This window comes from Lentimicrobiaceae bacterium (genome assembly GCA_023227965.1).
GTDB lineage: Bacteria > Bacteroidota > Bacteroidia > Bacteroidales > JALOCA01 > JALOCA01.
On sequence record JALOCA010000035.1, the window covers coordinates 15,871 to 32,879 of the forward strand.

Consider the following 17,009-nt stretch of genomic DNA (forward strand, 5'->3'; position numbering starts at 1 on the left):
TTAATGGAGTTTCCCTACTACTTGTTTTTCTGTAATTCATCAAGCCTGTTTAATCCCTGAATGGCATTAGAATAGTTAATCTCAATTTTTAATGCTTCTTCATAAGCTTTTCGTGCATTGGGATAGTTCCCTATGAGTTCGTTTGCATAACCTTTGTTAAACCAAGCTTCGTAATACTTCGGATCCTTCTGGATGGCTTTGTCGAAATAGGTTATAGCTTCAGAAAAATTAATTAAATATACGAGGTTAATATATCCAATATTGAAATAGGCGTATTTGTAATTGGGATCAATGGCAATAATACGTTTATATGCATCAATAGCCTTATTTTCCATACTATTTTCCTGGCAAAAAAATCCTTTAGCATATAGTGCTTCTATGCTTTGAGGGTTAATTCGCAGGGCATTGTCATAATAAGCAGGAGCCAGTTTACTTTTTTTCAAAGCAAATAAATCGCCTAACTGCATATATGCCTCAAAATGGTTTTGATCTTTTTCAACAGTAGTCTGATAATTTATTATGGCTTTGGAGGTATCGCCCGTTTCAAGAAACGCAAGCCCCTGAAGAAAAAAAGCTTCGGCATTATTTTTATCCATTGTATGGGCTTTATTTAAATAAATAAAAGCCTTGGAATATTCTTTAATAACAAGGTATAACCGGGCTATGCGCAACACCGGCATAATTTCCTGGGGGAATTTATCTATAGTATTTAATAATAAAGTATTAGCTTCTTTAGTTTTTCCACTCATCAAATAAATATCTGATAATAAAATATAATAATTCATTTTTTTATCAAAACCAATAGCTTTGTTTATATCATTTAAAGCTTCATTAAATTTTTCATTTTTAAAGAAATATTCTGCTCTGAGATAATACAAATCCGGGTCGTTTGTTTTTTCATTAATTTGTTTGTTTAACTTTAAAAGTTCAGCAGGAGTTCCTTGTATTGTAGTATTTTTCGACTTATTGGAGTCGTTACAAGCTGAAATAATAATTAATGAAACACCAATTAAAAAAATGAGAAAAGTTTTATACAATACATTGGTTTTATAGAACGGCATAGAAATAATAAATTTGCTTTATCTTAAAAATAATAGTTACAATATGTGGTTACTAAATGGCTTTAAGATTTTCTCTGATAATTTTTTCAAGTTCTTCGGCAAGTTCGGGGTTATCAAGTAGAAGTTTTTTTACGGAGTCTCTGCCCTGCCCCAGTTTAGTTTCGCCATAACTGAACCACGAACCACTTTTTTTAATTACATTAAAATCAACCCCCAAGTCAATAATTTCTCCAATTTTAGAAATTCCTTCGCCAAAAATAATATCGAATTCGGCAGTACGGAAAGGCGGGGCAACCTTGTTCTTTACCACTTTCACCCTTACCCGGTTTCCTACGGCATTATCTCCTTCTTTTAATTGCGTAACTTTCCTGATATCGAGACGAATCGAAGCATAAAATTTTAAAGCATTTCCGCCGGTTGTTGTTTCAGGATTACCAAACATCACTCCAATTTTTTCACGCAACTGATTAATGAAAATGCAACAACATCCTGTTTTGCTGATGGTTCCTGTAAGTTTTCTTAAAGCCTGCGACATGAGTCTTGCTTGTAATCCCATTTTGGAGTCACCCATTTCTCCTTCAATTTCGCTTTTGGGCGTAAGAGCTGCAACAGAGTCAATTACAATAATATCAATAGCGCCCGAACGTATCAAGTTGTCGGCAATTTCAAGGGCTTGCTCGCCATTATCTGGCTGAGAAACAAGTAAGTTATCAATTTCAACGCCCAATTTTCCGGCATAAAACATGTCAAAAGCATGCTCAGCGTCAATAAAAGCAGCAATTCCACCATTTTTTTGCGATTCAGCTATTGCATGCAGGGCAAGAGTAGTTTTTCCGGAAGATTCAGGACCGTAAATTTCGATGACCCTACCCTTGGGCAAACCTCCAACTCCTAATGCAGTATCAAGGGCAATAGAACCTGAAGAAATACATTCCATGGCTTCTACTGCATTGTCGCCAAGTTTCATGATAGTACCTTTTCCATAAGTCTTTTCAAGTTTATCGAGGGTAAGTTGTAGTGCTTTTAGTTTTTCGCTGTTAGCTTCTGCCATATTTTTTAATTTTTAGTTATTAATCTTACTTTATTATCTCTAATTCTTTAACTATCTGTAACGCATGGTTTTTAGTATCCACTTTTGAAATAATACTTTCAATAAATCCGTTTTCTGAGATGATGAAAGTCGTTCGCAAAATTCCCTCATATTCTCTACCCATAAATTTCTTTTTTCCCCAAACACCATATGCCTTGCAAACGTCTTTACTGGCATCGGATAACAAGAGAAATGGAAGGGAATATTTTTGCGAAAATTTTTTATGGGAAACGATGTCATCAATACTTATTCCGATAATTATACAACCTTTTTCGTTAAGGGCACTATAATTATCCCTTAAACTGCAGGCTTCGGCTGTGCAACCTGGAGTATCATCCTTTGGATAAAAATAAAGAATAATTTTTTTCCCTGAAAACGTGCTTAATGAAACACTGTTACCATCATGGTCGTTCAAGGTAAATCCAGGAGCTTTATCGCCAATATTGAGTAGCACGAATATATATTTTGTACAAAATAAGGTATAAATATTTAGAAAAACAATTTTTTTATTTCAAATTGCTAATTGATTATCTGCACTTTATAATAAAATTTCGTTTTTAATACCATTTTGGTAAAAATGGCAGTAATTTTTCAAACCACATTCTCCGCATTTGGGTTTTCGTGCCATGCACACATACCTCCCGTGCAAAATAAGCCAGTGATGGGCTATAGGGATTAAATGATCAGGAATATATTTAACAAGTTGTTTTTCTGTTTGCAGAGGATTTTTTGCCCCAGTTGTCAATCCCAGCCTTGCAGAAACTCTGAATACGTGTGTATCAACGGCTAAAACTGGTTTGTTAAAAATAACCGAAGCAATAACATTGGCTGTTTTTCGCCCTACACCGGGTAAAGTCTGTAAAAGGGTTATATCTGATGGAACTTCACTATTAAACTTGTCAACAAGCGCTTGTGCCATTCCAATTAAATTTTTTGTTTTATTATTTGGGTAGGAACAACTTTTAACCAAATTAAATACAAATTCAGGCTGCGCTTTTGATAGAGCAAGTGCATTAGGCAAATGTTGAAAAAAGAAAGGAGTTATCATATTCACCCGTTTATCGGTGCATTGCGCAGATAAAATGGTGGCAACCAACAACTGATACGGATTTTTATACTGAAGTTCGGTTTCGGCAACCGGCATATTTTTTTCAAAATATTGCAGAATATTTTTAAAATGCTCTGATTTAGAAAGTTTTTTCATTTTTTAATGCAAATTTCAAAAATAAAAAACCGTTTCTTTTCGAAACGGTTTTTAAAGGTTCTAACCATCATAATGCGTTAATTCATCATTAACGATACCGTTCCGGTAGCGGAAGTAGGAAAAACAACCAAAGCACGTGAATAAGCAAGTATATTCCTTATTGTACTTTCTTTTGGCGATTCGGTATCTCCCGTTTCTGTTTTTGATAATGCTTCGTAGCCATCGTGCAGATCATCAGATACTAAACTTACAAAATCCTCAAGAGTAAGAAGTTGCTTCATAGGCAATTGATTTTATTTACAATTCACCTATGTATAACGTGAAGAATCTGTAATTATTTTAGGTCTTGAAAAATTATACTGACAATATAATTTCCTTCTGTTTAATGAGTTTACGAAGGTTGATTAAGGCATACCGCATCCGTCCTAAAGCGGTATTAATACTAACATCGGTTTGCTCGGCAATATCTTTGAAACTCATATCGGAATAATGACGCATAATTAACACCTCTTTCTGTTCAGGAGGAAGCAGGTCGATCAGGCTGCGAACATCTTTTAAAATCTGGTCACCTATCAGTTTGTCTTCGATAGAAGTATCGGATATTTTTGCGCTGTTAAAAATATCGTATTCATCTTTGTTTTCCACAATAGGGATTCTCTTGGCTTTCCTGAAATGGTCAATTATCAGGTTATGTGCTATTCGCATTACCCATTGGATAAATTTCCCTTCTTCCTGGTAAGTACCCGAACGAAGAGTATGGATAACCTTAATAAAGGTATCCTGAAAAATGTCCTCTGCAAGTTCTTTTTCTTTTACAACCATAAGGATGTAAGAGTAAACCTTGCTTTTGTAACGTTGGATTAACTGTTCAAGACTGGAATGATTACCGGATAAATACAAATTAATCAGATCCTGGTCGGAAACTAACTGGTTGCTCATCGTTTTTCCCTTTTTATTGGTTAAAAGGGTAAATGTCTATTCGATAATCTTCCTCCTATTATTATTTACAGTCTGAAACCGTAACGGGTTAATGATTGTTTTTTGATGCAACAAATATACAATAAAAAACATTTAAAACAAATTTCCGTAAATTTTTTTACTCTAATTTTGGAGATGATTTTTAAATAAGAAAAATGTCTGAAAAAGAAATAGATAGAGCTGATCCATCAAAAAATATTATCATTAAAGGAGCGAAAGTTCATAACCTGAAAAACATTTCCCTTGTAATACCCCGCGATAAAATGGTTGTAATTACCGGATTGTCGGGTTCCGGAAAATCTTCCCTTGCGTTTGATACTTTATATGCCGACGGACAACGCCGTTATGTGGAAAGTTTAAGTGCATATGCCAGACAGTTTTTAGGAAGAATGCAAAAGCCTGAAGTAGATTATATTAAAGGAATTACACCTGCTATTGCGATAGAACAAAAGGTAAATACGCGCAACCCACGCTCAACGGTAGGTACTTCTACCGAAATTTATGAATATATCAAATTGCTTTTTGCAAGAATAGGAAAAACAATCTCTCCTGTTTCAGGTGAAGTAGTTAAACAGGACAGTATTAGCGATGTAACTGATTTTATCCTCACATTACCTAATTCCGCCAAAGCAAATATCTATTGTCCTTTAATTTTAAAGGAAGGCAGAACTGCAAAAGAGCAATTGGGAATTATATTACAACAGGGTTTTAACAGGATAATGGTTGGAAACGCTGTTTTCAGAATTGAAGAATTTTTAAAAAACCCTTCTCTGCCCGATGAGCTTTGCTCCGTTGTGATAGACAGAATATTGATAAATAAAGAGGATGACGAACTTCCTTCACGCATTGCTGATTCGGTACAAACTGCTTTTTATGAGGGAGAAGGCACTTGTATGATAGAAGTTACTGATGGAGATAGTATTTACATGAAAACTTTTTCCAACCGTTTCGAAAGGGATGGGCTTCTGTTTGAAATTCCAACAGTGAACTTGTTTGCATTCAATAATCCCTATGGTGCTTGTAAAACCTGTGAGGGATTCGGTAGCGTAATAGGGATAGATGAAGACCTCGTAATCCCCAATAAATACCTTTCGGTTTATGATGAAGCCATTGCCTGCTGGAAAGGCGAAAAGATGAGTGAATGGAAGGATTTATTGGTAATGCATGCCTACAAATTCGATTTTCCTATACATAAGCCTTATTATCAGCTTACAAAAAAACAACAAGAATTAATATGGACTGGTAATCAATATTTTAAAGGATTAAATGTTTTTTTTAAATGGGTTGAAGAACAAAATTATAAAATTCAGTACAGGGTTATGCTTGCTCGTTACCGGGGAAAAACAGTCTGCCCCGATTGCAGGGGAACACGGTTACGGAAAGATGCCGGATATGTGAAAATTAATGGAAAATCGGTTTTCGATATTGTTCTCATGCCCATTAGTTCGGCACTTACATTTTTCAAAAATTTGGAGTTGACACCATTTGAACAAAAGGTTGCCAACCGTTTGCGTATTGAAATCATTAACCGTTTACAGTTTTTATCCGATGTGGGGCTTGATTACCTCACCCTTAACAGAGCTTCTTCTTCATTGTCGGGGGGAGAATCCCAGCGAATAAATCTTGCCACTTCATTGGGAAGCAGCTTGGTGGGTTCAATGTACATTCTCGATGAGCCAAGTATTGGGTTACATTCCCGCGATACTCATCGGCTTATTTCCGTACTAAACCAACTAAAAGATTTGGGAAACTCGGTTATTGTAGTTGAACATGATGAGGAAATAATCAAAGCTGCCGACCAAATAATTGACATTGGTCCTTTGGCAGGCTATCAGGGGGGCGAGGTCGTTTTCCAGGGAAATTTTAATGAACTCATAAAATGCAAAACAAGCCTCACCGCCCGCTACCTTACAAATAGCGAGTGTATCCCCCTACCCTCTTTTCGCAGAAAATGGACAAACTTTATTGAATGTGCAGGTGCACGCGAAAATAACCTTAAAAATATTAATGTAAAATTTCCCTTAAATACTTTAACCGTTGTTACCGGAGTAAGCGGTTCCGGCAAAACATCATTGGTTAAAAAAATTCTCTACCCTTCTTTAAAGAAATATTTGGGAGGATATGGTGAAAAAACCGGGAAATTCGATTTGCTAAAAGGAGATATTCATCTTATTTCTTCGGTTGAAATGATTGACCAGGACCCCATTGGCCGTTCTACACGCTCGAACCCGGTAACTTATGTAAAAGCTTATGATGATATCCGGGAACTTTTTTCCCAACAGCCGCTCTCCAAATCGAGGCTTTACAAGCCGGGATACTTCTCATTCAATATCCCTGGTGGCAGGTGCGAAGAATGTATGGGAGAAGGCATTGTAAAAATTGAAATGCAGTTTATGGCAGACATTTATCTCACTTGCGACAGTTGCGGAGGAAAACGATTTAAAGACGAAGTTCTTGATGTAAAATACAATGGAAAAAATATCAGCGAAATTCTTGACATGACCATAACAGAAGCTGTTGATTTTTTTAATGCAGAAACGAAAAAAAATTCACTACTGAAAAGTATTTTAACTAAAATGCAACCACTTATTGATGTTGGTTTGGGCTATTTAAAAACCGGACAAACATCCAATACCCTTTCTGGGGGCGAAGCGCAACGTATTAAACTTGCATACTTTCTTGCAAAAGGCGTAGCCGATTTGCCGGCACTTTTTATCTTTGATGAACCCACAACCGGATTACATTTTCACGATATTAGTAAACTTTTGGCTGCATTTAATGCATTACTTGCTAAGGGACATTCTATTGTGGTAATCGAGCACAATCCGGAAATTATCAAGTGTGCCGACTGGATTATTGACCTGGGACCCGAAGGAGGCGAAAACGGAGGAAAAGTAGTTTTTGAAGGGATTCCCGAAGATTTAATCCATTGCCCTGGTTCATATACAGGTAAATACATGTTTCAAAAACTGAGCTGAATTTTTCGATTATGCCTGCTTTGCAACGGCCTTAATCTATGTTTTATCTCGAATATGATTCCTCTAAAGTCGCTTTATTTTACCTTGTACAAAATCTGAAGAAATAAATTTTTATTTTATTGATACACAAGTAGAAACAGAGTATTTGCTAAAAAATGGGAGCAGTAATGGTTTTGAAAAAAAAATTTATAGTATATTTGAAAAAAGTTTGAATTATTCGGATGAAAAAAGAAAATGGATTAACGAATGGTAATAAAATATGGGAAATAAATTAGATCAAGAATTTCTTTCTCAGGCTATCGCGATAGCGATAGACAATATTCGCCAGGGAAAAGGCGGTCCTTTTGGAGCAGTAATAGTAAAAGATGGGAAAATAATTGCTACAGGTGCAAACTATGTAACTACCCAAAATGATCCTACAGCCCATGCTGAGATTACTGCAATAAGAAATGCCTGCAAAGCCCTTGGCTCCTATCAACTAACAGATTGTATTATTTATTCAAGTTGTGAGCCATGTCCGATGTGCCTTGGTGCCATTTATTGGGCAAGACCGGCAAAAATAGTTTATGCTTCTACCCGCTGGGATGCTGCAAACGCAGGTTTTGACGATTCTCTTATTTACAATGAAATAAATATTCCCATTGCAAAGCGGAAAATACCTACAGTTTATATTAAAATAGAAGAAACTAAAAAATTGTTTTATGAATGGGGAAAAATGGAAAAAACAGAATATTAGATTTGTTTGTAACCTAATTTTTCAATTTTTTGCAACCATTATTCCTTTTTATTTTCTTTTGAATGTTTAACAGAACCTATTGAGGCTATTTTTACTGGGTTTACTCCGCAAAATTGTAATATGACCTTTTCTCTGTTTTTGTCATATGGACACCCAAAATCAAAATCCAAAAACTATAATATATTGTATTTGTGAAATGTAAAATTTATATCAAAAAATATGACGAAAACAGGCAAAATTTTAGTTTTTAAAATTTAGAAAAAATAGATTTGTACGTTCTTTAATTTATATTTTCAGTTTTTTAAAAGCTTCAATATTAGTGGGAAAAATATCAAACAAATTTCCCCGTGTCATGATTAAAATTCTATTTTTGCATCTCTTAACGTATTTTGCATGGAACTAAAATTAACCAAGCCCATCGTTTTCCTCGACCTTGAAACAACAGGAATTAACGTAACAACCGACCGTATAGTTGAAATTAGCATCATTAAAGTGAATATTAATAACTCAACAGAAACAAGGACCCAACTTATCAATCCTACTATTCCAATACCTAAGGTAGTTACGGCTATTCATGGAATAAGCAATGAAGATGTGAAAGATTGTCCTACTTTTGCTGAAGTGGCTCATTCTTTTGCTCAATTTATTGGTAATGCCGACCTTGCAGGCTATAATTCCATTAAATTTGATATTCCATTACTCATGGAAGAATTTTTACGTGTTAATGTGGATTTCGATATGAAAGGACGCCGCATTGTGGATGTACAAAATATTTTCCATAAAATGGAACAACGTACACTTAGCGCTGCCTATAAATTTTACTGTGGGAAAACCATCGAAAACGCCCATAGAGCTGAAGCCGATGCCATGGCAACTTACGAAATTTTAAAAAGTCAGCTCGATATGTATGAGGGGAAAAGCTTTATTGATAGCAGAACCAAAAAGGAACAACTTATTATTAACGATGTGAAAGCATTGCACGACTTTTCCTATTATTCAAAAAGTGCCGACCTTATCGGGCATATTATCTATGATAATGATATTGAAATATTCAATTTTGGAAAACATAAAGGGAAACCTGTTAGTGAAGTGTTTAAAACAGAACCTGCATATTACGACTGGATGATGAAAGCCGAGTTCCCTCTTTACACCAAAAAAGTGATTACAGCAATTAAACTACGTGGTTTTAATAATAACTCTGTAAATGTGGACTAAACAATGAAAATCATCTGTGTTGGAAGAAACTATCTGGAGCACGCCCACGAAATGCGGGCTCAGGTACCCGAACTTCCGATGTTTTTTTGTAAACCCGATACGGCTCTGTTACGCAATAACCAACCCTTCTTTTATCCTGATTTTTCGAGTGAAATTCACTACGAGGTGGAAGTTGTAATTAAAATATGTAAGCTGGGAAAATCTGTATCAGAAAAGTTTGCATCTAATTATTATAATCAGGTGGGTTTAGGTATTGATTTTACAGCCAGAGATATACAACGGAATTGCAAAGAAAAAGGTATGCCCTGGGAAATTTCTAAAGCCTTCGATGGATCAGCAGCCATCAGTCCATTTTTGCCATTAGAAACAATCCCCAACCTAAATTCCATGAATTTTCGGCTTGATATCAATGGAAAAATGGTACAAACAGGTAATACTTCCGAAATGATTTTTCGCTTTGATACCATTGTTTCCTATATATCACAATTTATTACCCTGAGAACCGGTGACCTGATTTTTACCGGAACGCCTGCAGGCGTAGGCCCCGTATTTATCAACGATTTACTTGAGGCTTATCTTAACGATAAAAAAATGCTTCGTTTTCGGATTAAATAATCCGATTTGCACACACAAAACAAATTGCTGGTAATTATAAAACAAATGATAAGCTAACCCGTTATTTTATACTCTATAATACTTCAAACAAACGTGCAAGCTGAAAAATCAATCATAAAAATCCTTTTTACCTATGCAATTTTCTGGTTGTTGTTTTTTGTAATTGCCCGTAGTATCTTTTTTATATACTTTGCATCACATCTGAATGCAGATTCCATCAGGTTTTCTGAGGTGTTATTATCCTATTTATATGGTTTTCGTCTCGACATAACCACAATCAGTTACCTTTTAGTCTTTCCATTTTTTACAATTGTAATTCAATCATTTACATCTAAAAAATTTTATCAACCTCTTACCCGTTTCTACATATTTTTGTTCATTGTGTTATTTTCGTTGCTATATACCGCCGAACTGGGCACGTATGAAGAATGGCTTACCAAACTCCCCTATAAAGCACTTAATTACCTCAGGCATCCTGCTGAAATAGCAGGATCAGCCTCAACATTACAGTTTTTCTCTCTCATTTTCTTTTTTCTGTTACAGTCCATAATTTTTATAGGATTATACTTACGATTTTTTGAAAAAAAGTTTCCCCAACAAAAACCTAATTACATTGTCAGGGTACTAATTCTCTCCATATTTCCTGTTTTTATTTTATTAGGAATCCGGGGGGGGGTACAACAAATACCTGTTAATCAAAGCCAATCATACTTTTCAAAACATAATATCCTGAATATAGGTGCAGTAAACTCTGCGTACAGCTTTTTCCACAGTGTGTATGAAAACATCAAAAATATTAACCAGAACCCATTTGCATTTTACGATGAGAAGGAAGCTACTAAAATTGTAAAACAGATAAACACCCCATTATGCGACACAACACTGAAGGTTCTGAAAACACAGCGTCCGAATATAATTCTTATTATTCTCGAAAGCTGGTCGGCTGACCTGATAGAGCAATTGGGTGGGAAACCCGGTATTACTCCTTGTTTTAACAATTTAATGAAAGACGGTATTTTATTTACTAAAGTATTTTCCAGCGGAACCCGTAGTGAACAGGGAATGGCGTGTATTTTAAGCGGTTTCCCAGCACATCCCTTATCTTCTATTACCGTTCAGCCCGATAAATTTGTCAAACTTCCAGGAATCAACAAGGAGTTAAAAAAAGTGGGATATTTTTCTTCTTTTTATTTTGGCGGACAACTCATTTATGGAAATATGAAAGGGTACATAATGAGTAATCGTTTTGATAAAGTTACAGAAATATATGATTTTAATAAAGAAAAAAACATAATTTATGGCAAGCTGGGTGTTCACGATGAGTTTTTGTTTAACCGTGTAATAAAAGATTTAGAATACCAAAAAGAACCTTTTTTTACTGTAGCTTACACTCTTTCAACCCACTCCCCTTACGATCAACCCATGAAGGATACCATACTGTGGGGTGGAAAAATGAAAGGGTACTTGAATGCAGCATATTATACGGATAAATGCATCGGAAACTTCATAGAAAAAGCTCGTAAACAACCTTGGTTTAAAAATACTTTATTTGTTTTTGTTGCCGACCATGGGCATCCTACATACAGAAAATGGCATCCTTTTTCACCTAATTTTTTTCATCTTCCCTTATTCTTTTATGGGGATGTAATTAAAGATGAGTTTAAAAATACAAAAATCTCTCACCTCGGAACACAATACGATATAGCCTCTACCCTATTGCCCTTATTAGGTTTGGATGATTCTGCCTTCCGTTGGAGCAAAAATCTGTTAAACCCTTGCTCTCCACAATATGCTTACTTTGCATTTGAAGAAGGTGTAGGATGGATAAGACCAAAAGGGTACTTTGTTTATGATAAAAAAACAGATAGATTTTTCTTTCTTGAAATCAATAAAAAAGATATTGAATATTACAATCGTCTTATAAAAGAAGGAAAATCTTACCTTCAGGAGGTATTCCAAGCATATATGCAGTACTAAAATAAAAAAGCCTCCAATTTTTGGAGGCTTTTTTATCATTAATATTTTTTTATTTTACTTCCAGTAATTCCACATCAAAAACCAAGGAAGAATATGCAGGAATATCATTTCCCATTGCCCTTTCACCGTATGCTAATTTTGAAGGAACAATCAATGTAGCCTTTCCACCTACTTTCATCTTGGCAATGGCTTCATCCCAACCGGGTATCACTTCTCCTTTTCCCAACGTGAATTCAAAGGGTTGTTTGCGGTCGAGTGAAGAATCAAATTTTTTACCATTAAAAAGTTTGCCGGTATAGTGCACCTTCACTTTTTTACCTGCAGATGCTTGTGCTCCGGTACCTTTTTTTGTTTCAATGTAATATAAACCACTGGCTGTGGGTTTTGTGGTAATTTTATTATCTTTCAAATATTTGTCGAGCAAAACAGTTTCCTGGGATTTCAGTTTATCACTTTCTATCTGTGCTTGTTTTTGTTTTTCTGCCATTTCTTTTTCATAAGCAGCTTTCGTGCGAATTTTTACAACTTCAATATCATAAAGAAGGGGGGAAAAAGGAGGAATTATTCCTTGTCGTCCCTGTTCACCAAATGCAAGTTTGGAAGGAATAATAAGTTTGGCTTTGCCTCCTTGTTTCATCATCCCTATGGCTTCGTCTGAGCCTGCATTATCCATTTTTTTACCATATTCCAGTTCTACAGGTTGCCCCTTGTCGTAAGTAGAAAAAATAGGAGTGCCATTTAAAAATTTAATGGCGGCATGTATCGTTACCATATCGCCAATTTGTGGCAAGTTTCCATTTCCCGCCTTAGTTTCCATATAGTACAAACCATCTGCTGTGGGATTTACAGTAATCTTATTATCTGTAACATACTTAGCAATATCCTCAGTTTCTTTTTTACTTAATTGTTCATTTTTTATTTTAGTTTCTTTTTCCAACTGTTCTTTGGTTTGAACTTTTAATAATTTTACATCAAAATAAAGAACGCTATTGCTATCAATCATCGGTGGACGTGAAGGATATCCTGCTGTTTTAATAAAAAACGAATCCGCATTAATAATAAAAGAAGCACTATCACCAACATGCATTAAAGCAAGCGCCTCAAAAATATCTCCTTTATAATCAGATTTTTTCATCGGAAGCCTCATGGGTTCCGGATTGTTTTTGCTATCAAATAAAACAGTATCTTTTGTACGGTAAACAAGTTTTAAAGTAAGCACATCACCTTCTTTGGGTTGTATGGAGTCTTTATTTTTAGTATAAAACTTGTAATATAACCCGTTAGAAGTTTTCTTAAACCCGGGGTACTTTGAACAGGCAAACAATACCAACGCCAAGACAGGCAAAATTGATAAAACACGGTTAATTTTCATATTCTTATTATAATTTATTGGTTTTCTTTTAATTCAACAAGTTCAATATCATATATCAAGGTAGCCTTAGGGGGAATTTTATCTCCATCGCCTACCAATCCAAAAGCAAGGTGCGAAGGTATAATAAATTTTGCTCTTTCCCCTAATCTGAGTAATAAGATTCCTTCTTCGATACCACTTTCTACGCCCCCCCTTCCTATTAAAAATTCTTTACAACCCAAGTCGTCAGAGGTATAGCATAATTCACCGCTCATTAAATGTACCGAATATGCTATCCGGGCTATTTTACCGATTTCAGCTTTTTCTCCGTTTCCTTTTTTGTAAATAAAAAACCGCAAACCTGTACCCGTAGTGGTCATACTCCATTTGTGTCTCTGAATATATTCATTAATTTTAAGGTCTTCATTTTTAACCAATTTTTTATTAACATTAATTAATGGATCTTTTAATAATGCAGGATTTGTGTTTCCGTCATGCTGTTTCTGCCTGTAACAAGAGTTACAAACCAAAAGCAGAGTAAATAATGCTAATAAAAATCTGTTTTTCATTGTTTTATTCACAAACACACGTAAGTTGTTGTTTATATGCAGGTAATAACGATTCAAAATATTGTAATGTTTCCGAGAACGATAATTCGGAATCAGCGCCTGCTGCATTAGCATGTCCACCTCCTTTAAAATGTTTATTGGCAAATTCGTTAACCTTAAAATTTCCTTTCGATCGAAGCGACAACCGTACTATATTTTCTTTTTCAGTGAATAACACTGCAAAATTAATACCGCTTATTGCCAATGCATAATTAACCACTCCTTCCGTATCGCCTACCTGATAATCATATTTTGCTAAGTCATCCTTTGACAAATAAATGTAAGCTGTGCCCAGTTCCTTATTTACTACAAGCCTTTCTTTTAAGCAGAAACCTAATAAACGCATTCTGTCTTCTGAATACGTATCATACACTAATTGGTGTATCTTTTCACCGTTGATTCCAAGTCTGAATAACTGCGCAATTAACCTGTAGGTTTTTTCATAATTACATGAATAACTAAACGAACCCGTGTCGGTCATTATTCCGGTATAAATGCATTCAGCAATTTCTTTATTAATTAATTCATCCTTTTCCAATTGAAATATAAAATCATATACAAGTTCGGAAGTTGAAGAAGTATTTATTTGTGAGAAAATTATGTCGAATTCATCTTCAGGATATGGATGATGATCTATCATGATACGAAAAGCAGATGAGGTTTTGATAATACTTCCCAATTTTCCTATTCTTGAAAGTGCATTAAAATCAAGGCAAAATATCACATTGGCACTATTTACTATTTCTTCAGCTCCTAATTTATTATTCTCGTAAATAATAATTTTTTCAGAACCAGGCATCCATGTATAAAACGAAGGAAAATCATTAGGTAAAATTATATGTACAATATACTGTTGTTCCTTGAAAAAGTGATACAAAGCAAGCGAAGCCCCCACTGCATCACCATCAGGATTAGAATGGCTAACAATAAGTATCCGTTTTGCACTTGATATTTTTCGGTTGATGGTTAATAATTGAAATTTATTTAACATAAAAATATATAAAATTCACTTTTTGAAAAAATAAGAATTATAGTGGCAAAATTAAAAAATAGTTTTAACTTTACATGAAATTGTAACTATGTTGCCTATGAGTGGAAATAAAACATTTACAATAATAAAGCCCCTCGCAGTACAAAAAGGGTTTATTGGTCCGATATTAAATAAGATTAATGAAGCAGGTTTTCGAATTACTGCAATGAAATTCATTAAATTAACTCAGGAAAGTGCATCTGATTTTTATGCTGAACATATGGGTAAACCTTTTTATGAGCCATTAATAAATTTTATGTCTTCTGCTCCTGTTGTAGTAGCAATTCTTGAAAAAGAAAATGCTGTGGAAGAATACCGTAAATTAATCGGCAGCACCGATCCTGCAAAAGCAGCCGTAGGGACAATTCGTAATCTATATGGTACTACTTTACAACAAAATGCAGTACATGGTTCTGACTCTGATACCAATGCAGAAAGAGAATGCAATTATTTTTTCTCTTGCATTGAAAGATTTTAGGGAAGGTCTATCCTTTTAAAAATTCCTCAAATGTTTGATCAGAGTAGAAAAGTATAATTTTTTTTACCTTTCTATCATTTTCTTCTTTTAATGATAATCCTTCTCTTAGTTCTAAGGGGGTGGTAATAAATTCATTTGTTATTTCTTCTTTTTTTACAGTACCCTCTATATTTGTATTTTCTGACTTAGTGAATGAAGTAGGGTTTTCTTTTGTTGGAAATTTATCTTCCTGTTTTTGTTCCATTGTAGAAAACAAATCTTGTTCACTAATTGGCATAGATTTTTCTGTCCATTCTTCAATTGTAGTTTTTTCATTTGTATTTACATTCGGGCTCGTCTGCAATTTAATCATAGCACCTGTACCAAAAAGTAACCAATTTGTATCAACCTCTGGAAACCGTTTTAAAATCCGTTGTACAAATTCAAGACTCGGTTTATTTCTCCCTGTTAAAACGTGTGACATGCTTGAACGTTGAATGCCGATTTCGTCTGCAAATTGTGAGGAGGTCATATTTGCAGTTTTTATAAGTAATAGTATTCTTTCAATCATTTTAATAATGTATCTAATTGTTTACAAACATAAACATAATTTAAATACAAAACCAAAACTACGAATTTTACATTTACATTTATATTTACATTTGTACTTATTTAAACTTTTAATGAAATTAAATCATTATATAATACAATTATTAAGATTTTTAATATATTTTAATACATAATTTTCTAATATTTATTTTTTAATCATAATTATTCAATATTTACTTCATACAATTATATATATATAACTGATTTATTGCATTTAAAACTGTTAAAATAAAATATTCGATATAATTTTTAATGATTTACATATGTATTATATAATATCATGAATACACATATGTGTATTTTATTTATATTCAATTAAATGTATAATTGTTAATTTTACAAATTACATACGTGAATGATTATGTATTACATATGTAATATAACTTTTTGACTATTTTCTACATTTAGACATTTCATAAATTACATTTCTCCCTTAACTACTAATAATTTTTTAATTATAATGAAATAAATATTTCCCATTGCAAAGCGGAAAATACATACAGTTTACATTAAAATAAAAGAAACCAAAAAATTGTTTGATGAATGAGGAAAAATGGGGAAAATAGAATATTAGATTTGCTTATTACCTAATTTTTAAATTTTTTGCAACCATTTTTCCCTTTTATTTTCTTTTGAATGTTTAACAGTACCTATAGAGGTTATTTTTACTGGGTTTACCCCACAAAATTGCAATATGCCTTTTTTCATTGCATTATGCCCAGGTTGTTTTACAAAAAAACAATAATAAAAAGGAGGCGAGTCCATAGTAACTATAAGTCGTGCTGTTTTTCCTTTGAGATATTTATCCTACCATGGAGAATTTTCCCGGTATTTGAAGGCAAAACCCGGTAAAAAAGTCCGGTCAATAAATCCTTTTAGTAAAGCCGGAAAAGTAGTTCAGATCAAACTTTAAATCTTTTAATTCCAGTATTCTTACGTCTGCTCCTGCTTTTTTAGCAGATGACAAATATGTTTCAGCTATGAGATGACAAAAACGGCGTAATGGACATTTTTGATGCTGTTTATTTTCATGATTTTTTATTCACCTTGTGTTTAATTTAATAGTTTTGTTTATCAAGTAAGCGGAAGCAGGCTCTGCT

Annotated in this window: 16 protein-coding genes; 6 read left to right on the forward strand and 10 right to left on the reverse strand. The window is 34.0% G+C overall.

What is annotated here, in order from left to right; translation table 11 throughout:
- Positions 1 to 17: 17 nt before the first annotated feature.
- The 6 genes from M0R21_10965 to M0R21_10990 form a co-directional block, all read right to left on the reverse strand.
- The gene (locus M0R21_10965) at positions 18 to 1,061 is read right to left on the reverse strand and encodes a tetratricopeptide repeat protein (GenBank protein MCK9618340.1); all 1,044 of its coding nucleotides are present in this window, start codon (positions 1,059 to 1,061) and stop codon (positions 18 to 20) included.
- 52 nt (positions 1,062 to 1,113) lie between these two features.
- Positions 1,114 to 2,112 (reverse strand): recombinase RecA, encoded by a 999-nt coding sequence (gene recA, locus M0R21_10970; protein ID MCK9618341.1) that lies wholly within the window; start codon positions 2,110 to 2,112, stop codon positions 1,114 to 1,116.
- A gap of 25 nt (positions 2,113 to 2,137) precedes the next feature.
- Positions 2,138 to 2,605: a thioredoxin-dependent thiol peroxidase gene (gene bcp / locus M0R21_10975; protein ID MCK9618342.1), complete on the reverse strand. Its 468-nt coding sequence runs from the start codon at positions 2,603 to 2,605 to the stop codon at positions 2,138 to 2,140.
- Positions 2,606 to 2,689: 84 nt separating this feature from the next.
- Positions 2,690 to 3,355 (reverse strand): endonuclease III, encoded by a 666-nt coding sequence (gene nth / locus M0R21_10980; protein ID MCK9618343.1) that lies wholly within the window; start codon positions 3,353 to 3,355, stop codon positions 2,690 to 2,692.
- Positions 3,356 to 3,432: 77 nt separating this feature from the next.
- Complete coding sequence (locus M0R21_10985; protein ID MCK9618344.1) at positions 3,433 to 3,636, reverse strand: hypothetical protein; 204 nt, start codon at positions 3,634 to 3,636, stop codon at positions 3,433 to 3,435.
- 73 nt (positions 3,637 to 3,709) lie between these two features.
- A complete protein-coding gene (locus M0R21_10990; GenBank protein ID MCK9618345.1) occupies positions 3,710 to 4,294 on the reverse strand; it encodes a sigma-70 family RNA polymerase sigma factor in 585 nt (194 codons plus the stop codon).
- Positions 4,295 to 4,488: 194 nt separating this feature from the next.
- Here M0R21_10990 and uvrA point away from each other — a divergent pair, with 194 nt between their 5' ends.
- The 5 genes from uvrA (at position 4,489) to M0R21_11015 (ending at position 11,854) form a co-directional block, all read left to right on the forward strand.
- Positions 4,489 to 7,311, forward strand: coding sequence for an excinuclease ABC subunit UvrA (gene uvrA, locus M0R21_10995; protein MCK9618346.1), 2,823 nt, complete (start codon positions 4,489 to 4,491; stop codon positions 7,309 to 7,311).
- Between the two features lie 259 nt (positions 7,312 to 7,570).
- Complete coding sequence (locus M0R21_11000) at positions 7,571 to 8,047, forward strand: nucleoside deaminase (protein ID MCK9618347.1); 477 nt, start codon at positions 7,571 to 7,573, stop codon at positions 8,045 to 8,047.
- A 393-nt stretch (positions 8,048 to 8,440) separates the two neighbouring features.
- Complete coding sequence (locus tag M0R21_11005) at positions 8,441 to 9,262, forward strand: 3'-5' exonuclease (protein ID MCK9618348.1); 822 nt, start codon at positions 8,441 to 8,443, stop codon at positions 9,260 to 9,262.
- Between the two features lie 3 nt (positions 9,263 to 9,265).
- Positions 9,266 to 9,877 (forward strand): fumarylacetoacetate hydrolase family protein, encoded by a 612-nt coding sequence (locus tag M0R21_11010; protein ID MCK9618349.1) that lies wholly within the window; start codon positions 9,266 to 9,268, stop codon positions 9,875 to 9,877.
- Positions 9,878 to 9,970: 93 nt separating this feature from the next.
- Positions 9,971 to 11,854 (forward strand): sulfatase-like hydrolase/transferase, encoded by a 1,884-nt coding sequence (locus M0R21_11015; protein MCK9618350.1) that lies wholly within the window; start codon positions 9,971 to 9,973, stop codon positions 11,852 to 11,854.
- 49 nt (positions 11,855 to 11,903) lie between these two features.
- Here M0R21_11015 and M0R21_11020 read toward each other — a convergent pair whose 3' ends face one another.
- Genes M0R21_11020 through M0R21_11030 form a run of 3 tightly spaced genes read right to left on the reverse strand, consistent with a single transcriptional unit; the run spans position 11,904 to position 14,804 of the window.
- Positions 11,904 to 13,226, reverse strand: a complete 1,323-nt coding sequence (locus tag M0R21_11020) for an FKBP-type peptidyl-prolyl cis-trans isomerase (protein MCK9618351.1) — start codon at positions 13,224 to 13,226, stop codon at positions 11,904 to 11,906.
- Positions 13,227 to 13,240: 14 nt separating this feature from the next.
- Complete coding sequence (locus M0R21_11025) at positions 13,241 to 13,774, reverse strand: FKBP-type peptidyl-prolyl cis-trans isomerase (protein ID MCK9618352.1); 534 nt, start codon at positions 13,772 to 13,774, stop codon at positions 13,241 to 13,243.
- Between the two features lie 4 nt (positions 13,775 to 13,778).
- A complete protein-coding gene (locus tag M0R21_11030; protein MCK9618353.1) occupies positions 13,779 to 14,804 on the reverse strand; it encodes a DHH family phosphoesterase in 1,026 nt (341 codons plus the stop codon).
- 97 nt (positions 14,805 to 14,901) lie between these two features.
- On the opposite strand from M0R21_11030, the gene ndk reads away from it, so the two are divergent.
- A complete protein-coding gene (gene ndk / locus M0R21_11035; protein MCK9618354.1) occupies positions 14,902 to 15,321 on the forward strand; it encodes a nucleoside-diphosphate kinase in 420 nt (139 codons plus the stop codon).
- Positions 15,322 to 15,328: 7 nt separating this feature from the next.
- On the opposite strand, the gene M0R21_11040 is transcribed toward ndk, so the two are convergent.
- Complete coding sequence (locus tag M0R21_11040; protein MCK9618355.1) at positions 15,329 to 15,871, reverse strand: helix-turn-helix domain-containing protein; 543 nt, start codon at positions 15,869 to 15,871, stop codon at positions 15,329 to 15,331.
- Positions 15,872 to 17,009 lie beyond the last annotated feature (1,138 nt).